At 78.3% G+C, this 15,038-nt stretch carries 15 protein-coding genes; 9 read left to right on the top strand and 6 right to left on the bottom strand.

The annotated features are described in order from the left end of the window. Positions 1 to 40 precede the first annotated feature (40 nt). Complete coding sequence (locus tag ACRYR7_RS18870) at positions 41 to 1,057, top strand: o-succinylbenzoate synthase (protein WP_432573655.1); 1,017 nt, start codon at positions 41 to 43, stop codon at positions 1,055 to 1,057. A 48-nt stretch (positions 1,058 to 1,105) separates the two neighbouring features. Here ACRYR7_RS18870 and ACRYR7_RS18865 read toward each other — a convergent pair whose 3' ends face one another. Beyond that, the gene (locus ACRYR7_RS18865; protein ID WP_432573654.1) at positions 1,106 to 1,537 is read right to left on the bottom strand and encodes a PaaI family thioesterase; all 432 of its coding nucleotides are present in this window, start codon (positions 1,535 to 1,537) and stop codon (positions 1,106 to 1,108) included. A 63-nt stretch (positions 1,538 to 1,600) separates the two neighbouring features. Between ACRYR7_RS18865 and menD the strand changes: the two genes are divergently transcribed. Then, entirely contained in the window at positions 1,601 to 3,307 is a 1,707-nt protein-coding gene (gene menD, locus ACRYR7_RS18860) for a 2-succinyl-5-enolpyruvyl-6-hydroxy-3-cyclohexene-1-carboxylic-acid synthase (RefSeq protein WP_432573653.1), read from the top strand. A 49-nt stretch (positions 3,308 to 3,356) separates the two neighbouring features. Here the strand turns inward: menD and dhaM are convergent, their stop codons facing one another. The 3 genes from dhaM to dhaK are packed head-to-tail and all read right to left on the bottom strand — an operon-like array spanning position 3,357 to position 5,451. Continuing rightward, positions 3,357 to 3,761 (bottom strand): dihydroxyacetone kinase phosphoryl donor subunit DhaM, encoded by a 405-nt coding sequence (dhaM, locus tag ACRYR7_RS18855; RefSeq protein WP_432573652.1) that lies wholly within the window; start codon positions 3,759 to 3,761, stop codon positions 3,357 to 3,359. Next, complete coding sequence (gene dhaL, locus ACRYR7_RS18850) at positions 3,758 to 4,459, bottom strand: dihydroxyacetone kinase subunit DhaL (protein ID WP_432573651.1); 702 nt, start codon at positions 4,457 to 4,459, stop codon at positions 3,758 to 3,760. Before dhaL ends, dhaM begins: the two co-directional genes overlap by 4 nt. Next, positions 4,456 to 5,451, bottom strand: a complete 996-nt coding sequence (gene dhaK, locus ACRYR7_RS18845; RefSeq protein WP_432573650.1) for a dihydroxyacetone kinase subunit DhaK — start codon at positions 5,449 to 5,451, stop codon at positions 4,456 to 4,458. Before dhaK ends, dhaL begins: the two co-directional genes overlap by 4 nt. A 207-nt stretch (positions 5,452 to 5,658) precedes the next feature. Here dhaK and ACRYR7_RS18840 point away from each other — a divergent pair, with 207 nt between their 5' ends. The 3 genes from ACRYR7_RS18840 to ACRYR7_RS18830 are packed head-to-tail and all read left to right on the top strand — an operon-like array spanning position 5,659 to position 8,832. Then, entirely contained in the window at positions 5,659 to 6,372 is a 714-nt protein-coding gene (locus ACRYR7_RS18840; RefSeq protein WP_432573649.1) for a demethylmenaquinone methyltransferase, read from the top strand. A 47-nt stretch (positions 6,373 to 6,419) separates the two neighbouring features. Beyond that, the gene (locus tag ACRYR7_RS18835; RefSeq protein WP_432573648.1) at positions 6,420 to 7,781 is read left to right on the top strand and encodes a geranylgeranyl reductase family protein; all 1,362 of its coding nucleotides are present in this window, start codon (positions 6,420 to 6,422) and stop codon (positions 7,779 to 7,781) included. A 25-nt stretch (positions 7,782 to 7,806) separates the two neighbouring features. Then, positions 7,807 to 8,832, top strand: a complete 1,026-nt coding sequence (locus tag ACRYR7_RS18830) for a polyprenyl synthetase family protein (RefSeq protein ID WP_432573656.1) — start codon at positions 7,807 to 7,809, stop codon at positions 8,830 to 8,832. Here ACRYR7_RS18830 and ACRYR7_RS18825 read toward each other — a convergent pair. Next, positions 8,799 to 9,986: an MFS transporter gene (locus ACRYR7_RS18825; RefSeq protein ID WP_432573647.1), complete on the bottom strand. Its 1,188-nt coding sequence runs from the start codon at positions 9,984 to 9,986 to the stop codon at positions 8,799 to 8,801. The genes ACRYR7_RS18830 and ACRYR7_RS18825 overlap by 34 nt on opposite strands. A gap of 137 nt (positions 9,987 to 10,123) precedes the next feature. Between ACRYR7_RS18825 and ACRYR7_RS18820 the strand changes: the two genes are divergently transcribed. Next, positions 10,124 to 10,585 carry a MarR family winged helix-turn-helix transcriptional regulator gene (locus ACRYR7_RS18820; RefSeq protein WP_432573646.1) on the top strand — a complete coding sequence of 154 codons (462 nt, stop codon included), beginning with the start codon at positions 10,124 to 10,126 and terminating at the stop codon, positions 10,583 to 10,585. 28 nt (positions 10,586 to 10,613) lie between these two features. Here ACRYR7_RS18820 and rarD read toward each other — a convergent pair whose 3' ends face one another. Then, the gene (rarD, locus tag ACRYR7_RS18815; RefSeq protein ID WP_432573645.1) at positions 10,614 to 11,612 is read right to left on the bottom strand and encodes an EamA family transporter RarD; all 999 of its coding nucleotides are present in this window, start codon (positions 11,610 to 11,612) and stop codon (positions 10,614 to 10,616) included. 94 nt (positions 11,613 to 11,706) lie between these two features. Between rarD and ACRYR7_RS18810 the strand changes: the two genes are divergently transcribed. The 3 genes from ACRYR7_RS18810 to ACRYR7_RS18800 are packed head-to-tail and all read left to right on the top strand — an operon-like array spanning position 11,707 to position 14,942. Further along, on the top strand, positions 11,707 to 13,146 hold the full coding sequence (locus ACRYR7_RS18810) for an FAD-dependent oxidoreductase (protein WP_432573644.1): 1,440 nt from the start codon (positions 11,707 to 11,709) through the stop codon (positions 13,144 to 13,146). Then, on the top strand, positions 13,147 to 13,968 hold the full coding sequence (locus ACRYR7_RS18805) for an electron transfer flavoprotein subunit beta/FixA family protein (RefSeq protein ID WP_432573643.1): 822 nt from the start codon (positions 13,147 to 13,149) through the stop codon (positions 13,966 to 13,968). After that, positions 13,965 to 14,942 carry an electron transfer flavoprotein subunit alpha/FixB family protein gene (locus ACRYR7_RS18800; RefSeq protein WP_432573642.1) on the top strand — a complete coding sequence of 326 codons (978 nt, stop codon included), beginning with the start codon at positions 13,965 to 13,967 and terminating at the stop codon, positions 14,940 to 14,942. Before ACRYR7_RS18805 ends, ACRYR7_RS18800 begins: the two co-directional genes overlap by 4 nt. Positions 14,943 to 15,038: the final 96 nt, after the last annotated feature.

Raw genomic sequence — 15,038 nt, 5'->3', positions numbered from 1 at the left:
GGGGAGTCGGGGGCGGGCGGGGGCGGGGCACGATGGGGCGGTGAGCCACGATCCCGGGACCGGTGCGGCGCTGCCGCCGCTGCAGGACCTGCTGGACGCCGCGCACGTGGTGCGCCTGCCGCTGCGCCGCCGCTTCCGCGGGATCACCGAGCGCGAGGCGCTGCTGCTGCGCGGACCCGCCGGGTGGGGGGAGTTCGCGCCGTTCGCGGAGTACGGGCCGGCGGAGTCCGCGCGCTGGCTGGCGGCCGCGGTGGAGGCGGCGTGGCAGGGGTTCCCCGCGCCGCGGCGCGAGCGGGTGGAGGTCAACGCCACCGTGCCGGCCGTGCCGGCCGCCGACGTGCCCGCCGTGCTGGCCCGCTTCCCCGGCTGCCGCACCGCGAAGGTCAAGGTCGCCGAGCGCGGGCAGGTCCTGGCCGACGACGTCGCGCGGGTGTGCGCGGTGCGCGAGGTGCTGGGGCCGGGCGGGCGGGTGCGGGTGGACGCCAACGCCGGCTGGGGCGTGGACGAGGCCGAGCGGGCCCTGGGCGCGCTGGGCGGGGCGGGCCTGGAGTACGCCGAGCAGCCCTGCGCGACGCTGGAGGAGATGGCCGAGCTGCGCCGGCGCCTGGCGCGCGCCGGCACACCCGTGCCGCTGGCCGCGGACGAGAGCGTGCGCAAGGCGGAGGACCCGCTGCGGGTGGCGGGGCTGGAGGCCGCCGACGTCGTCGTGGTGAAGGTGGCGCCGCTGTCGGGGGTGCGCGCCGCGCTGGGGGTGGCCGCGGCGTGCGGGCTGCCCGTGGTGGTCTCCAGCGCCCTGGACACCTCGGTGGGCCTGGCCGCCGGCACGGCGCTGGCCGCCGCGCTGCCCGAGCTGCCGTTCGCGTGCGGGCTGGGCACCGGGGCGCTGCTGGCCGCCGACGTCAGCGCGGCCCCGCTGCTGCCGGTGGGCGGGGCGCTGCCGGTGGGCCCGGCGCGCGCCGACGCGGACCTGCTGGCCGCGCACCGCGCGCCCGCCGACCGCGAGGCGTGGTGGCGCGAGCGGCTGCGCGCCTGCCACGGGGTCCTGGCCCGGGCCTGACGCGCCGGGCGGGGAGCCTCGGGCGGGCGGGCCTCAGGCGGGCGGGCCTCAGGCGGGGTCCGCCGGGCGCACCAGGTTCGTGATGCGCGCGGTGCACACGCGCCGGCCGGCCTCGTCGGTGACGACGACCTCGTGGCTGCACAGGGTGCGGCCCAGGGAGATCGCGGTGGCGGTGCCCGTCACCCGCCCCGTGGAGGCCGGGCGGTGGTGGGTGGCGTTGATGTCGGTGCCCAGCGCCTGCCCGCCGGGCCACACGTGCAGGAACGCCCCGATCGAGCCCAGCGTCTCGGCCAGCACGCAGGAGGCGCCGCCGTGCAGCAGCCCGGCGATCTGCGTGTTGCCCTCCACGGGCATCGTCGCGACCAGCCGCCGGGGGGTGGCCTCGACGAACTCGATGCCCATCCGCTCGACCAGGCCGCCGGCGGGGATCACCGCCAGCAGCTCCGGCAGGGACGGCAGGGACCGGGTGCTCTCGCTCACACCGGGAGGCTGCCACAGCCCCCGAGGTGGGTGGCACGCCCCGCCAGGGGGTCCAATGGAGGGGTGAACCCCTCGACCGCGCTCGCGACGGTCCTCGTCGACGCGCTGGTCTCGCTCGGCCTGCGCCACCTGGTCCTCTCGCCCGGCTCGCGCAGCGCGCCGCTCGCCTTCGCCGCCGCGGCGGCCGCGGACGCCGGGCGCCTGGAGCTGCACGTGCGCGTCGACGAGCGCAGCGCCGGCTTCCTGGCCCTGGGCCTGGCGCGCGGCGCCCTGACCGCCGGGGAGGACCCCCTGGTGGCCGTGGTGACCACCAGCGGCACCGCCGTGGCGAACCTGCACCCGGCGGTGCTGGAGGCCTCCCACGCCGGGGTGCCGCTGCTGGTGCTCTCCGCCGACCGCCCGCACGAGCTGCGCGGTTCCGGGGCCAGCCAGACCGCCGACGCGCAGGCCCGCCTGTTCCTGCCCTCGGTGCGCTTCTCCGCCGACGTGCCCGCACCGGTGGACCCGCAGCGCCAGGCGCCGGCGTGGCGCTCGGTGGTGGCGCGCGCCGCGGCGGCCGCCCGCGGCTCGCGCGGGGAGGGCGCCGGCCCCGCGCACGTCAACGTCGCCTTCGCCGACCCGCTGACCCCCTCGCCCGGCGCCGCGCCCGCCGGCGCGGCCGGGCTGGCGCGGGTGCTGCCGCTGCCGGCGCCCGCACCGGTGGTGCTGCCGCGCGGGCCGCGCACCCTGGTGCTGGCCGGGGACGCCCCGGACCCGGCGGTGGGCGCCGCCGCCCGCGCGCTGGCCGAGGACGCCGGCTGGCCGCTGCTGGCCGAGCCCAGCTCCGGCGCGCGCGGCGGCCCTCAGGCCGTGGGCCCCTACCGGCTGCTGCTGGGCGCCGCGGACGCCGAGGGCCCGCTGGACGCCGCCGAGCGCCTCGTCGTCTTCGGCCACCCCACGCTGTCGCGGCCGGTGACGCGCCTGCTGGCGCGCGACGACGTCGAGCTCGTCGTCGTCAGCGGCTCCAGCCGCTGGCCGGACGCGGGCTTCCGCGCCGCGCAGGTGCTGCCGGCGGCCGCGGTCGCCGGCCCGCCGGGGGAGCGCGAGCTGGAGTTCGCCGCCCGGTGGGCGTGCGCCGGCAAGCTCGCCGCCGACGCCGTCGACGCCCTGCTGGACGACGAGGCGGCCGCGGGGGTGCTCAGCGGCCCGTGGGCGGCGCGCGCGGCGGTCGCCGCCTGCGCCGCGGACGGCTGCGCGTTCGTGGTGGCCGCCAGCAACCCGGTGCGCGACGCGGACGTGGCCACCCGCCCGGCGGGGGTGCCCACGGTCTCCAACCGCGGCCTGGCCGGCATCGACGGCACCCTGGCGACGGCCTCGGGCGTGGCGCTGGCCCGCGGCGGCGGCGCGCGCCTGCTCGTGGGGGACCTGGCGTTCCTGCACGACGCCAACGCGCTGCTGCCGGTGCTGGGCGAGGCCCGCCCGGACCTGACGGTGGTGCTCGTCAACGACGACGGCGGCGGCATCTTCGAGACGCTGGAGCACGCCGGCGCGGTGCCGCGCAGCACGTTCGAGCGGGTGGTGGCCACCCCGCACGGGGTGGACGTGGCGGCGCTGTGCGCGGCCTCGGGGGTGGCGCACGAGCGCCCGGCCACGCCCGCGGCGGCGGCCGCGGCGATCGCGGCGCGCCCGGCGGGGCTGCGGGTGGTGGAGCTGCGGGTGCCGCGCGAGCGGGTCGCCGAGCGCGCGCAGCGGGTCGCCGAGGCGGTGCGCGCGGCGGTCGCCGCCGGCTGAGCGCACCACCCCCCGGGAGCGCCTCCCGGGAGCGCCCCCGGGGAGCGCCTCAGAGCTTGCGCATCCCGCGCGCCACCTCCGCCTGCGCGACGACCTCCGCCAGCGGCGCGCCCGTGGCGGCGGTGACGGCGGCGGCCACCGCCCCCTCCAGGAACGGCGCGTCCACCAGCCGCACCCGCTCCAGCTCGTCCTCGTCCAGGTCCGCCAGCCACGCCCTGGCGGTGAGCACCGCGCTGCCGAGGTCGACGAGCACCGCGACGTCCGCGCCCTCGTCCAGCGCCGCCCGGCACGCCTGCTCCAGCGCGTCGGCGCTGGTGCCCAGGCCGCCGTCGGCGGTGCCGCCCACCGCGCGCACCCGCTGCGGGCCGCCGGCGACCTGGGCGGCCAGCTCCGCCACCCCGGCCGCGGCGGTGGCGCTGTGCGAGAGCAGCACCAGCCGCACCGGGGCGCTCACGAGCCCTCCCCGGCCGGGCCGCCCAGGGCGTCGGCCAGGGCGGTGAGCAGCAGCTCCACCGAGCGCGCCCCGGGGTCCAGGTGGCCCTCGCTGCGCGGGCCCAGGTAGCTGGCGCGGCCCTTGCGCGCCACCAGCGGCACCGTGGAGGCGGCGCCCCGCGCGGCCGCGGCGGCGGCGTCGCGCGCGGCCCGCGCCAGCGGCTCGCCGGCGGCGGCGGCCCGCTCGAACGCGGCGACCGCCGGGTCCAGGGCGTCGACCATCGTGGCGTCGCCGACCCGCGCCTCGCCCAGGCGCACCACGCCCTCCAGCGCCGCGCGCAGCGCCGCCGCCACCTGCGCGGCGTCCGCCGCGGGCACCTCGCCCAGCGCCTTGCCCGCGCGGCGCAGCGCGGTGCCGAACAGCGGGCCGCTGGCCCCGCCGACGGTGCTGACCAGGGTGCGCCCGGCGGCGCCGAGCACCTCCCCGGGCGCGGCGGCCCCCTCGTCGAGCCCGGCGAGGACCGCCGTGGTGCCGCGCAGCAGGTTCACGCCGTGGTCGGAGTCGCCCACCGGGCGGTCCAGGTCGGTCAGCTCCTGAGAGCGCTCGGCGACGGCGGCGGCGAAGCCGCGCAGCCAGTCCCGCGCCGCCGCGGCGTCCAGCGCCCCGCGCGCCGCCGCGCCCGCTGCGCCCTCCCCGCCCTCCGCGCCCACGGCGCTCACCGGCCCCAGCGCAGCGCGGGCGTGGCCACGGGCGCGTCCCACAGCCGCCGCAGGCGCTCGTCCAGGCGGCACACGCTCACCGTGGCCCCGGCCATCTCCAGGCTGGTGACGTGGTTGCCCACGAGCATCCGCGCCACCCGCCCCCCGCGCCGCTGCAGCTCGGCGTGCACGTCCCCGGCCAGCACCTGCAGCTCCAGCAGCGGCGTGCCGCCGGCGCCGTTGACCAGGACGAGCAGCTCCTCGCCGTCCACGGGCGCGTCGGCGTCGACCGCGCCCACGGCGATGGCGGCGATCTCGCGGGAGGTGCCCAGCGGCACCCGCTCGCGGCCGGGCTCGCCGTGGATGCCGATGCCCAGCTCCATCTCCCCGGCCGGCAGGTCGAAGCCGGGCCGGTCCGAGCCGGGGGTGGTGCACGGGCTCAGGGCCACGCCGAAGCTGCGCGAGCGGGCCACGACCTCGCGGCCCAGCGCGGCCAGCTCGGCCAGGGCCAGGCCCTCCTCGGCGGCGGCGCCGACGACCTTCTCCACGAACAGGGTGGCGCCGGTGCCGCGCCGGCCGGCGGTGTACGTGCTGTCGGTGACGGCCACGTCGTCGTCGACGAGGACGGTGGCGACCTCGACGTCGTCGTCGTCGGCCAGCTCCGCGGCCATCCGGAAGTTCAGCACGTCGCCGGTGTAGTTCTTCACCACGTGCAGCACCCCGGCCCCGCCGGAGGCGGCGCGGGTGGCGGCCAGGACCTGGTCGGGCACGGGGGAGGTGAACACCGCCCCGCAGGCGGCGGCGTCGAGCATGCCGTGGCCGACGTAGCCGGCGTGCAGCGGCTCGTGGCCGGATCCGCCGCCGGAGACCAGGCCCACCTTGCCCGGGCGGGTGCCGCCGGCGCGGGAGACGACGCGCGCCTCGACGTCGACGGACAGCTCGGGGTGGGCGGCGGCCAGGCCGCGCAGGGCGTCGGGGACGGCGTCGGCGGGGTCGTTGAGCAGCTGGGGCACGTCGGGCTCCTCGGGTCGCGCCGGCCGGGGCCGTGCGGGAGGGGCGTCCGCGCCGACGTGATCGCGAAGCTAGGCGGGGCGCGGGGGCGTGTCAACGGGTGCCCCGGCGCCCGCGCGGGCCGCCGGGGCGGGTGAGGTCGGTCACCACGGGCCCGGGCGGCCCTCGCCGGGGGGCCGCGCCGGCCGGGCTGCTGAGAGGATGGGCCGGTGAGCACACCCGGGCGCGAGCTGGCCGACCTGACGAAGCGCCCGCGGCAGGTCTCGGCGATGTTCGACGACGTCGCGCAGCGCTACGACGTCACCAACGACGTCCTCTCGGCCGGGCAGGACCGGCTGTGGCGGCGCGCGGTGGTGCGCGCGGTGGACGCGCGCCCGGGGGAGCTGGTGCTGGACCTGGCCGCGGGCACGGGCACCTCCAGCGAGCCCTTCGCCGACCGCGGGGTGCGGGTGGTGCCGTGCGACTTCTCCCTGGGGATGGTGCGCACCGGCAAGCTGCGCCGCCCGGACCTGCCGTTCACGGCGGGCGACGCCACGCGGCTGCCCTTCGCCGACGGCGCCTTCGACGCGGTGACGATCTCCTTCGGCCTGCGCAACGTCGTGGACGTCGACCGCGCGCTGCGGGAGATGGCGCGCGTGGTGCGCCCGGGCGGGCGGCTGGTGGTGTGCGAGTTCTCCACCCCGCCCAACCCGCTGCTGCGCCGGGCCTACGGCGCCTACCTGCACCACGGGCTGCCGCGGGTGGCCGGGCTGGTCAGCTCGCACGGCGAGGCGTACGGCTACCTCATGGAGTCCATCGACGCCTGGCCCGACCAGCGGGCCCTGGCGCGGCGGGTGGGCGCGGCCGGCTGGGAGCGCGTGCAGTGGCAGGACCTGTCGGCGGGGATCGTGGCGCTGCACCGGGCCGTGCGCGCGGGGGCCTGAGCGCCCCGAACTACACTCGACGGGGCTCGTGAAGGATTTCACGAGCGATGACGACGGAGGACCAGGTGGCGGTCGAGACCGGCGGCGCGCCCAGCGCCGCCCCGCGAGCGGACGCGGACGGGGCAGCGGCCCCGGACGCCGACGTCCTCGTCGTGGGCGCCGGCCCCGCGGGCTCGACGCTGGCGCGGTACCTGGCCGGCGCCGGCCGGCGGGTGCTGGTGCTGGAGAAGGGCGCCTTCCCGCGCGAGAAGGTCTGCGGCGACGGGCTGACCCCGCGCGCCAGCCGCGAGGTGGAGCTGCTGGGGCTGCCCACGCCGCGCGAGGACGGCTGGGTGCGCAACGTGGGCCTGCGCATGCTCGGCGGCGGGGTGCGCCTGCAGGTGCCGTGGCCGGAGATCAGCGACTTCCCCGCCTACGGGCTGGTGCACACCCGCTCGCGCTTCGACCAGGCGCTGGCCGAGCACGCGCGCGCCGGCGGCGCCACGGTGCTGGAGCGCACCTCGGTGACGGCGCCGGTGGTGGACGAGCGCACCGGCCACGTGGTGGGCGTGCGCGCGCGGCCGGTGGACGAGCGCGGCCGGCGCGCCGGCGACGAGCGCGTCTTCCGCGCCCCCGTCGTGGTGGCCGCGGACGGCGTGGGCAGCCGGCTGGCGCTGTCGATGGGCCTGCACCGGCGCGACGACCGCCCGCTGGGTGTGGCGGTGCGCACCTACTTCCGCAGCCCGCGCCACGACGACGACTGGCTGGAGAGCTGGCTGGAGCTGCGCGAGCCGGGCGCGCGAGCGCACGAGCTGCTGCCCGGCTACGGCTGGGTGTTCGGCGTGGGCGACGGCACGAGCAACGTGGGCCTGGGCGTGCTCAAGGCGGACGCCGGCTCGGGCGACGTGGACTACCGGGACCTGCTGCGCCGGTGGCTGGCGTCGATGCCGCCGGAGTGGCGCTTCGACCCGGAGCACCAGGTGGGGGAGGTGCGCGGGGCGGCGCTGCCGATGGCGTTCAACCGCACCCCGCACTACACGCGGGGCCTGCTGCTGGTGGGCGACGCGGGCGGCATGGTCAACCCCTTCAACGGGGAGGGCATCGCGTACGCGATGCAGTCGGCGCGGCTGGCCGCCGAGGTCGTGGACCGCGCGCTGGACGCGCCGGACGCCCGCGCCCGCGAGCGCGCGCTGCACGGCTACCCGGCGGCGGTTCGCGCCGAGCTGGGCGGGTACTACACGCTGGGACGCGTGTTCGTCTCCCTCATCGGCCACCCCGAGGTGATGCGCGTGGCCACGCGCTTCGGGCTGCCGCGCCCCGGGCTCATGAAGCTGGTGGTCAAGCTGCTCGCCAACCTCGCCGACCCCGCCTCGAAGGACGCCACCGACCGCGTGGTCGTGGCGCTGCAGCGGCTGGCTCCCGCCACGTGAGGAGCGACGCGTGAGGAGCGACGTGATGGGCACCGGGACGAGCACGGGCGGCGCGGGCGGTGGTCTGCCGACGGCGGACCCGGCGCTGGAGGCCGCGCTGCGCGACGGCCTGGAGGTGGTCGAGGAGCGCCTGCGCGAGGCGGTGGGCAACGCCGACCCGCTGGCCGACGCCGCCTCCCGGCACCTGGTGGAGGCCGGCGGCAAGCGGGTGCGCCCCATGCTGACGCTGCTGGGCGCGCACTTCGGCGACCCCTCGCGCCCGGAGGTGCTGGACGCGGCCGTGGTGGTGGAGCTGACGCACCTGGCCTCGCTGTACCACGACGACGTCATGGACTCCGCGCCCACGCGGCGCGGGGCGCCGGCCGCGCAGCACGTTTGGGGCAACAACGTGGCGATCCTCACCGGCGACCTGCTCTTCGCGCGCGCCTCCAACGTCGTCGCGGGCCTGGGTCCGGAGGCGGTGAAGGTGCAGGCGGCCACCTTCGAGCGGCTGTGCCTGGGTCAGCTGCACGAGACGGTGGGCCCGCGCCCGGGCGAGGACGCGGTGGCGCACTACCTGGACGTGCTCAGCGACAAGACGGCCTCGCTGATCGCCACGGCGGGCCGCTTCGGGGCGCAGTTCTCCGGCGCGCCGGCGGAGGCGGTGCGCGCGATGGTCGCCTACGGCGAGGACGTGGGCGTGGCCTTCCAGCTCGCCGACGACGTGCTGGACCTGACCAGCGACGTGGGCGACTCGGGCAAGCGGCCGGGCACGGACCTGCGCGAGGGGGTGCCGACGCTGCCGGTGCTGCTGGTGCGCCGGGCCGCCGCCGAGGGCGACGCGGACGCGGCGCGGGTGGTGGCGCTGCTGGACTCCGGCCGCCTCGGCGACGACGACGTGCTGGCGCAGGCCGTTGGGGCGCTGCGCGCGCACCCGGTGACGCGCGCGGCGCGCGCCACGGCCCGCGAGTGGGCCCGGCGCGCCACCGCGCACCTGGTGGACCTGCCGGACTGCGCGGCGCGGCGGGCGCTGCAGACCTACGCGGGCACGGTCGCCGACCGCGTCGGCTGAGCGGGGCGCGGGGCGCGGTCGCGCCGGGCGGCGACGGCCAGGACGGCCAGCGCGAGCAGCGCGAAGCCGGCGCCGGTCCACAGCGGCGAGGTGTAGCCGAACCCGGCGGTGATGGCCAGGCCGGCGACCCAGGCGCCCAGGGCGTTGCCGACGTTGAAGGCGGCGATGTTCGCGCCGGAGGCCAGGGTGGGCGCGCCGGCGGCGTGGCGCACGATGCGCAGCTGCAGGCCGGGGACGGTGGCGAAGCCGGTGGCGCCCATGAGGACGAGGGCGACCAGGACGGCGGGGCGGTTCCCGGCCAGCAGGGCGAAGCCGGCCAGGACGACGGTCAGGCCGGCCAGGGCGAGCAGCAGGGTGCGGTCCACGTGGCGGTCGGCGGCGCGCCCGCCCAGGGTGTTGCCGGCGAAGAGGCCGGCGCCGAAGAGGACCAGCAGCCACGGCACGGCGCCCGCGGCGAAGCCGCTGACGCCGGTGAGCGTGTAGGCGAGGTAGGTGAAGGCGCCGAACATGCCGCCGAAGCCGAGGACGGTGACGGCCAGGGAGGCCCACACCTGCCCGGAGGCGAAGGCGCCCAGCTCCCCGCGCAGGCCGCCGGCGCCGTCCTGGCGGGGGGTGGCGGGCACGAGGGCGGCGAGGCCGGCCAGGGCGAGCACGCCGATGCCGGTGATGACGGCGAAGGTGGCGCGCCAGCCGAACTGCTGGCCGACGAAGGTGCCCAGCGGGACGCCGAGGACGTTGGCGGAGGTCAGCCCGGCGAACATCGTGGCGATGGCGCCGGCGCGCCGGGCGGGCGGCACGAGGTCGGCGGCGACGACGGCGCCGATGCCGAAGAAGGCGCCGTGGCACAGGGCGGCCAGCACCCGCCCGAGCATGAGGGTGCCGTAGCCGGGGGCCAGGGCGGAGAGCAGGTTGCCGGCGATGAACAGGCCCATGAGGGCGAGCAGGACGGGCTTGCGCGGCAGGCGGGTGACGGCGGCGGTGAGGCCGACGCCGCCGACGGCGACGGCCAGGGCGTAGCCGGAGACGAGCCGGCCGGCGGTGGCCTCGTCGACGCGCAGGTCGGCGGCCACCTCCGGCAGCAGGCCGGCGATGACGAACTCGGTCAGGCCGATGCCGAACCCGCCGGCGGCGAGCGCGAGCAGTGCGAGGGGCACGGGGAGCTCCAGGGTGGTGGGGAGGAGCCGGTGTGCGGCGTGTGCAACTACCGGCGTGCGCCGAAGTTAGTTGCACGCGCGGGATGTCGTCAAGCGCGCACTGCCCTCGCGCGCAGAGCGGCGCGTACGATGGGCCCATGGGGATCGCCGACGACGCCGTCGAGGTGCGTGCGCAGGGCTGGCGCACGCTGGCCGCGCTGCACGGGCTCATCGAGACCGACCTGGAGCGCGCGCTGCAGTCCGGGCACCGCCTGTCCGTGGTGGAGTTCACCGTCCTGGACGCCCTCAGCCGCCAGGACGGCTGGCACATGCGCATGCAGCAGCTCGCCCGCGCCGCGGCGCTGTCCGCCAGCGCCACCACCCGCCTGGTCAACCGCCTGGAGGACCGCGGCCTGCTCACCCGGATCCTGTGCGCCGAGGACCGCCGCGGCATCTACACCGAGCTGACGGCCGCCGGGCGCGAGCTGCTGGCCGCGGCCAGGCCCACCCACGACGAGGTCCTCGAGAGCGCCCTCGACCGGGCCGAGGGCACCCCGGAGCTGGGCCCGCTGGTGCGGGCGCTGCACGAGCTGCCCGCCGCCGCGGCCGCCGCCCGCTGAGCCGGGCCCGAGCCGGCGGCGGTGCCGCTCAGCCCGCCGGGCGGGCCGCCGCCGCCGCGGCCCGCCCGCGGCGCCCGGCGTGCCCGGCGCGCACCGCGTCGGCCGTCAGCAGCGCCAGCGCCGCCCACACCAGCGCGAAGCCTGCCCAGCGGGAGGCGGGCATCGTCTCGCCCAGCAGCAGCGCGGCGAGGAACTGCAGCACCGGGGTGGCGTACTGCAGCAGCCCGATCGTCGTCAGCGGCACCCGCCCGGCGGCCAGCGCGAACAGCAGCAGCGGGCCCAGCGTCGCCGGGCCCGCCAGCACCGTGAGCACGACGTGGTCGGCGCCGCCGGCGGTGAACGTGGAGCGCCCCGAGGCGCCGATCCACACCAGCGCCGCCGCCGCGGGCAGCACCAGCACGCCGGTCTCCACCGTCAGCCCCGTCAGCGGGTCCACCCCCGCCCCCGAGCGCGCCAGCCGGTTCTTCAGCAGCCCGTAGGAGCCGAAGGAGAGCGCCAGCACCAGCGCCATCCACGGCAGCCGCCCCAGGTCGGCGGTGATGACGACGACGGCGGCGGTGCCCACGGCCACCGCCGCCCACTGCGCGCGCCGCAGCCGCTCGCGCAGCACCAGCACCCCCAGCAGCACCGTCACCAGCGGGTTGACGAAGTACCCCAGCGAGGCCTCCAGCACGTGCCCGGTCGTCACCGCCAGCCCGTACACGCCCCAGTTGACGGCGATGGCCACCGCGGCCACGGCCAGCAGCCGCAGCTGCGCGGGCGTGCGCAGCACCCGCAGCACCACCGGCCAGCGCCGCAGCGCGCTCAGCAGCAGCACCGACAGCGCCAGCGACCACACCACCCGCTGGGCCAGCAGCTCCAGGGCCCCGGTGGGCAGCAGGGCGTGGAAGTAGAAGGGGAACAGGCCCCAGGCGACGTAGGCGCCCGCCCCGGCGAGCACGCCGCCGCGGGTGCCGGGCCCGGCGCCGGGGGCGGCGCCCGCGGCCGGCGCGGGGGAGGCGGGCGGGGGAGCGGGGGGCTGGACCACACCGGCATGCTGCCGTCCGGCGGGGGGCGCGCGTGCCATTAGGCTTGCCTGAGCAGTTCGACAGACGACGTCGAGACGAAGGACACCAGATCCCGTGAGCACCCAGCGTCCGCTGCGCGTGGCCGTCGTCGGAGCCGGACCGGCGGGCATCTACGCCTCGGACATCCTCTCCAGGGCCGACCTGTCCGCGACGGGCTTCGAGGGCGTGAGCATCGACCTCATCGAGCGCCTCCCCGCGCCGTTCGGCCTGGTCCGCTACGGCGTGGCGCCCGACCACCCCCGCATCAAGCAGATCATCGTCGCCCTGGAGAAGGTCCTGGGCCGCGGCGACATCCGCCTGCTGACGAACGTGGACTTCGGCACCGACGTCACCCTGGAGGAGCTGCAGCGCCACTACGACGCCGTGGTCTTCTCCACCGGCTCCATCAAGGACGCGCCGCTGGCGGTGCCCGGGGTGGAGCTGCCGGAGAGCTACGGCGCCGCCGACTTCGTCTCCTGGTACGACGGGCACCCGGACTACCCGCGCGAGTGGCCGCTGGAGGCCTCCACCGTCGCCGTCCTCGGCGCCGGCAACGTCGCCCTGGACGTGGCGCGCATGCTCGCCAAGCACGCCGACGACCTGCTGCCCACGGAGATCCCGGACAACGTCTACCGCGGCCTGAAGGCCTCGAAGGTCACCGACGTGCACGTCTTCGCCCGCCGCGGCCCGGCGCAGGTGAAGTTCTCCCCGCTGGAGCTGCGCGAGCTGGGCCACGTGCCCGACGTCGACGTCCTCGTCGACCCGGAGGACTTCGAGTTCGACGAGGGCTCGATGGCCGCCATCGACTCCTCCAACCAGACCAAGCAGGTCGTCAAGACCCTCACGGACTGGACGCTGAAGGAGGGCGACGGCACCGCCTCGCGGCGCATCCACCTGCACTTCCTGCACGCGCCCGCCGAGATCGTCGGCACCGACGGCCACGTCAGCGCGCTGCGCACCGAGCGCACCCGCCTGACCGGCGACGGCACCGTGGAGGGCACCGGCGAGTTCCACACCTGGGACGTGCAGGCCGTCTACCGCGCGGTGGGCTACTTCGGCTCCCCGCTGCCGGGCGTGCCCTTCGACGAGCTCAAGGGCGTGGTCTCCAACCACGAGGGCCGCGTGCTGAGCCCGGAGGGCGAGACCGTCCCCGGCGTGTACTGCACCGGCTGGATCAAGCGCGGTCCCGTGGGCCTCATCGGGCACACCAAGTCCGACGCCTCCGAGACGGTGCGCCACCTCGTCGCCGACGCCGCCTCCCTGGCCCCGGCCGCCGAGCCGGACCCCGAGGCGGTGCTGGAGACGCTGCGCGGCAAGGGCGTGGACGTGCTGACCTGGAACGACTGGGAGGTCCTGGACGCCTACGAGCGGGCGCTGGGCGCCCCGCACGGGCGCGAGCGCGTCAAGGTCGTCTCCCGCGAGGAGATGATCAAGTTCTCCCGCGAGGTGATCGCCGAGGCGGAGGCCGAGGCCCGCGCCGACGCCGGCGCCCGCTCCGGCGGGGACGGGGCCTGAGTGCGCGTCGTCGTCTGCGTCAAGCACGTCCCCGACATCCAGTCGGCCCGCTCCTTCCGCGAGGACGGGCTGCTGGCGCGCGGGGGCAGCGACGACACGCTCAACGAGCTCGACGAGGACGCCCTGGAGGCGGGCCTGCGGCTGGTGGAGGCCCACCCGGTGGCCGAGGGCGAGCCCGCCCACGACGTCACCGTCCTCACGCTGGGCCCGGCGCACGCCGTGGAGGCGCTGCGCCGCGGCCTGGCCATGGGCGCCACCACGGCCGTGCACGTCCTGGACGACGCGCTCGCCGGCTCCGACGCGATCGCCACCGCCCGCGTGCTGGCCGCCGCCGTGCGCCACCTGCACGGCGAGCGCCCCGTGGACGCCGTCGTCGCCGGCATGGCCGGCCTGGACGGGCTGACCTCCCTGGTGCCCGCGGCGCTGGCCGCGCACCTGGACTGGCCCCAGCTCACCCTCGCCGACCGCGTCGAGGTCGACCCGGCCGCCGGCACCGCCACCGTGCGCCGGGAGACCTCCCGCGACGCGGAGGAGCTGCGCGCGCCGCTGCCGGTGGTCCTGTCGGTCACCGACCAGGCGTTCCGGGCGCGCTTCCCCGCCTTCAAGGGCATCCTCGCCGCCCGCAAGGCGCCGGTGACCGTGCTGTCCCTGGCCGACCTGGGCGTGGACCCCGCCGCCGCCGGGCTGGACGGCTCGGCCACCCGGATCGTCGAGGCGCGCCCGCGCCCCGAGCGCCCCGACCGGGTCGTCGTGACCGCCGACGACCCCGGCGCCACGGCCGCGGCGCTGGCGGACTACCTGTCGCAGAAGGGTTTCGCGTGACGAACGTCCTCGTCCTCGTCGACCACGAGGGCTCGCAGCCGCACTCCACCGTGCCCGAGCTGCTCACCCTGGCGCGCTCGGTGGCCGCCGGCGGCGAGGTGCACGCCGCGTGGGTCGGCGACGGCTGGGGCCCGGCCGCCGCGCAGGTGCTGGCCTCGCACGGCGCCGGCACCGCGCACGTGGTCACCGTCGAGGGCGCCGACGCGCACCTGACCGCCGCGACCGTCGACGCGCTGCACGCCGTGCTGGAGCGGGTGGACACGCACCTGCTGCTGGTGGCCTCCACCTTCGAGGGCAAGGAGGCCGCCGCGCGCCTGGCGGTGCTCGCCGGCGCCGGCGTGGTCACCGACGCCACCACCGTCGAGGTCGGCGAGGACGGGCGCGTCGTGGCCGGCAAGGCCGTGCTCGCCGGCTCCTGGGCCACCCGCTGCGCGGTCACCGCGCCGCTGGCCGTGGTCACCGTCAAGCCGCACGCGGTGCGGGCCACCGGCGTCGAGCACGCCGGGGAGCCGGTCGTGGTGGAGCACCGCGTGCAGGCGTCCGCGGCGGCGCGCGCGGTGGAGCTGCTCTCGCGCGAGCCGCGCCCGCGCGGGGACCGGCCCGCGCTGGCCGAGGCGGAGGTCGTCGTCGTGGGCGGGCGCGGCACGAACGGCGACTTCGCGCCCGTGGAGGAGCTCGCCGACGTCCTCGGCGGCGCCGTGGGCGCCACCCGCGTCGCCACCGACGAGGGGTGGATCGGCCACGAGGCCCAGGTCGGGCAGACCGGGGTGACGATCAGCCCGCGCCTGTACGTGGGCGCCGGCGTCTCCGGCGCGGTGCACCACCGCGGCGGCATGGACGCCTCGGTCACCGTGGTCGCCGTCAACGAGGACCCCGACGCGCCGATCTTCGAGTTCGCCGACTACGGCGTGGTGGGCGACCTCACCGAGGTGCTGCCCGCGCTGAGCGCGGAGATCCGCCGCCGCCGCGGCTGACGACGTCCCCCCCCCCGCCGGTGCCGGGGGGGCGCCCCGGGGGCGGGGGGGGCGGCGGCCGCCCCGGGGGGGGGGGGGGGGGCTCGGGCCGGGCGT

It is taken from the genome of Kineococcus gurbantunggutensis, assembly GCF_050871925.1.
Lineage (GTDB): Bacteria > Actinomycetota > Actinomycetes > Actinomycetales > Kineococcaceae > Kineococcus.
The sequence above is the reverse complement of the archived record's forward strand: the minus strand, read 5'-3'. Positions and strand labels throughout refer to the sequence as shown.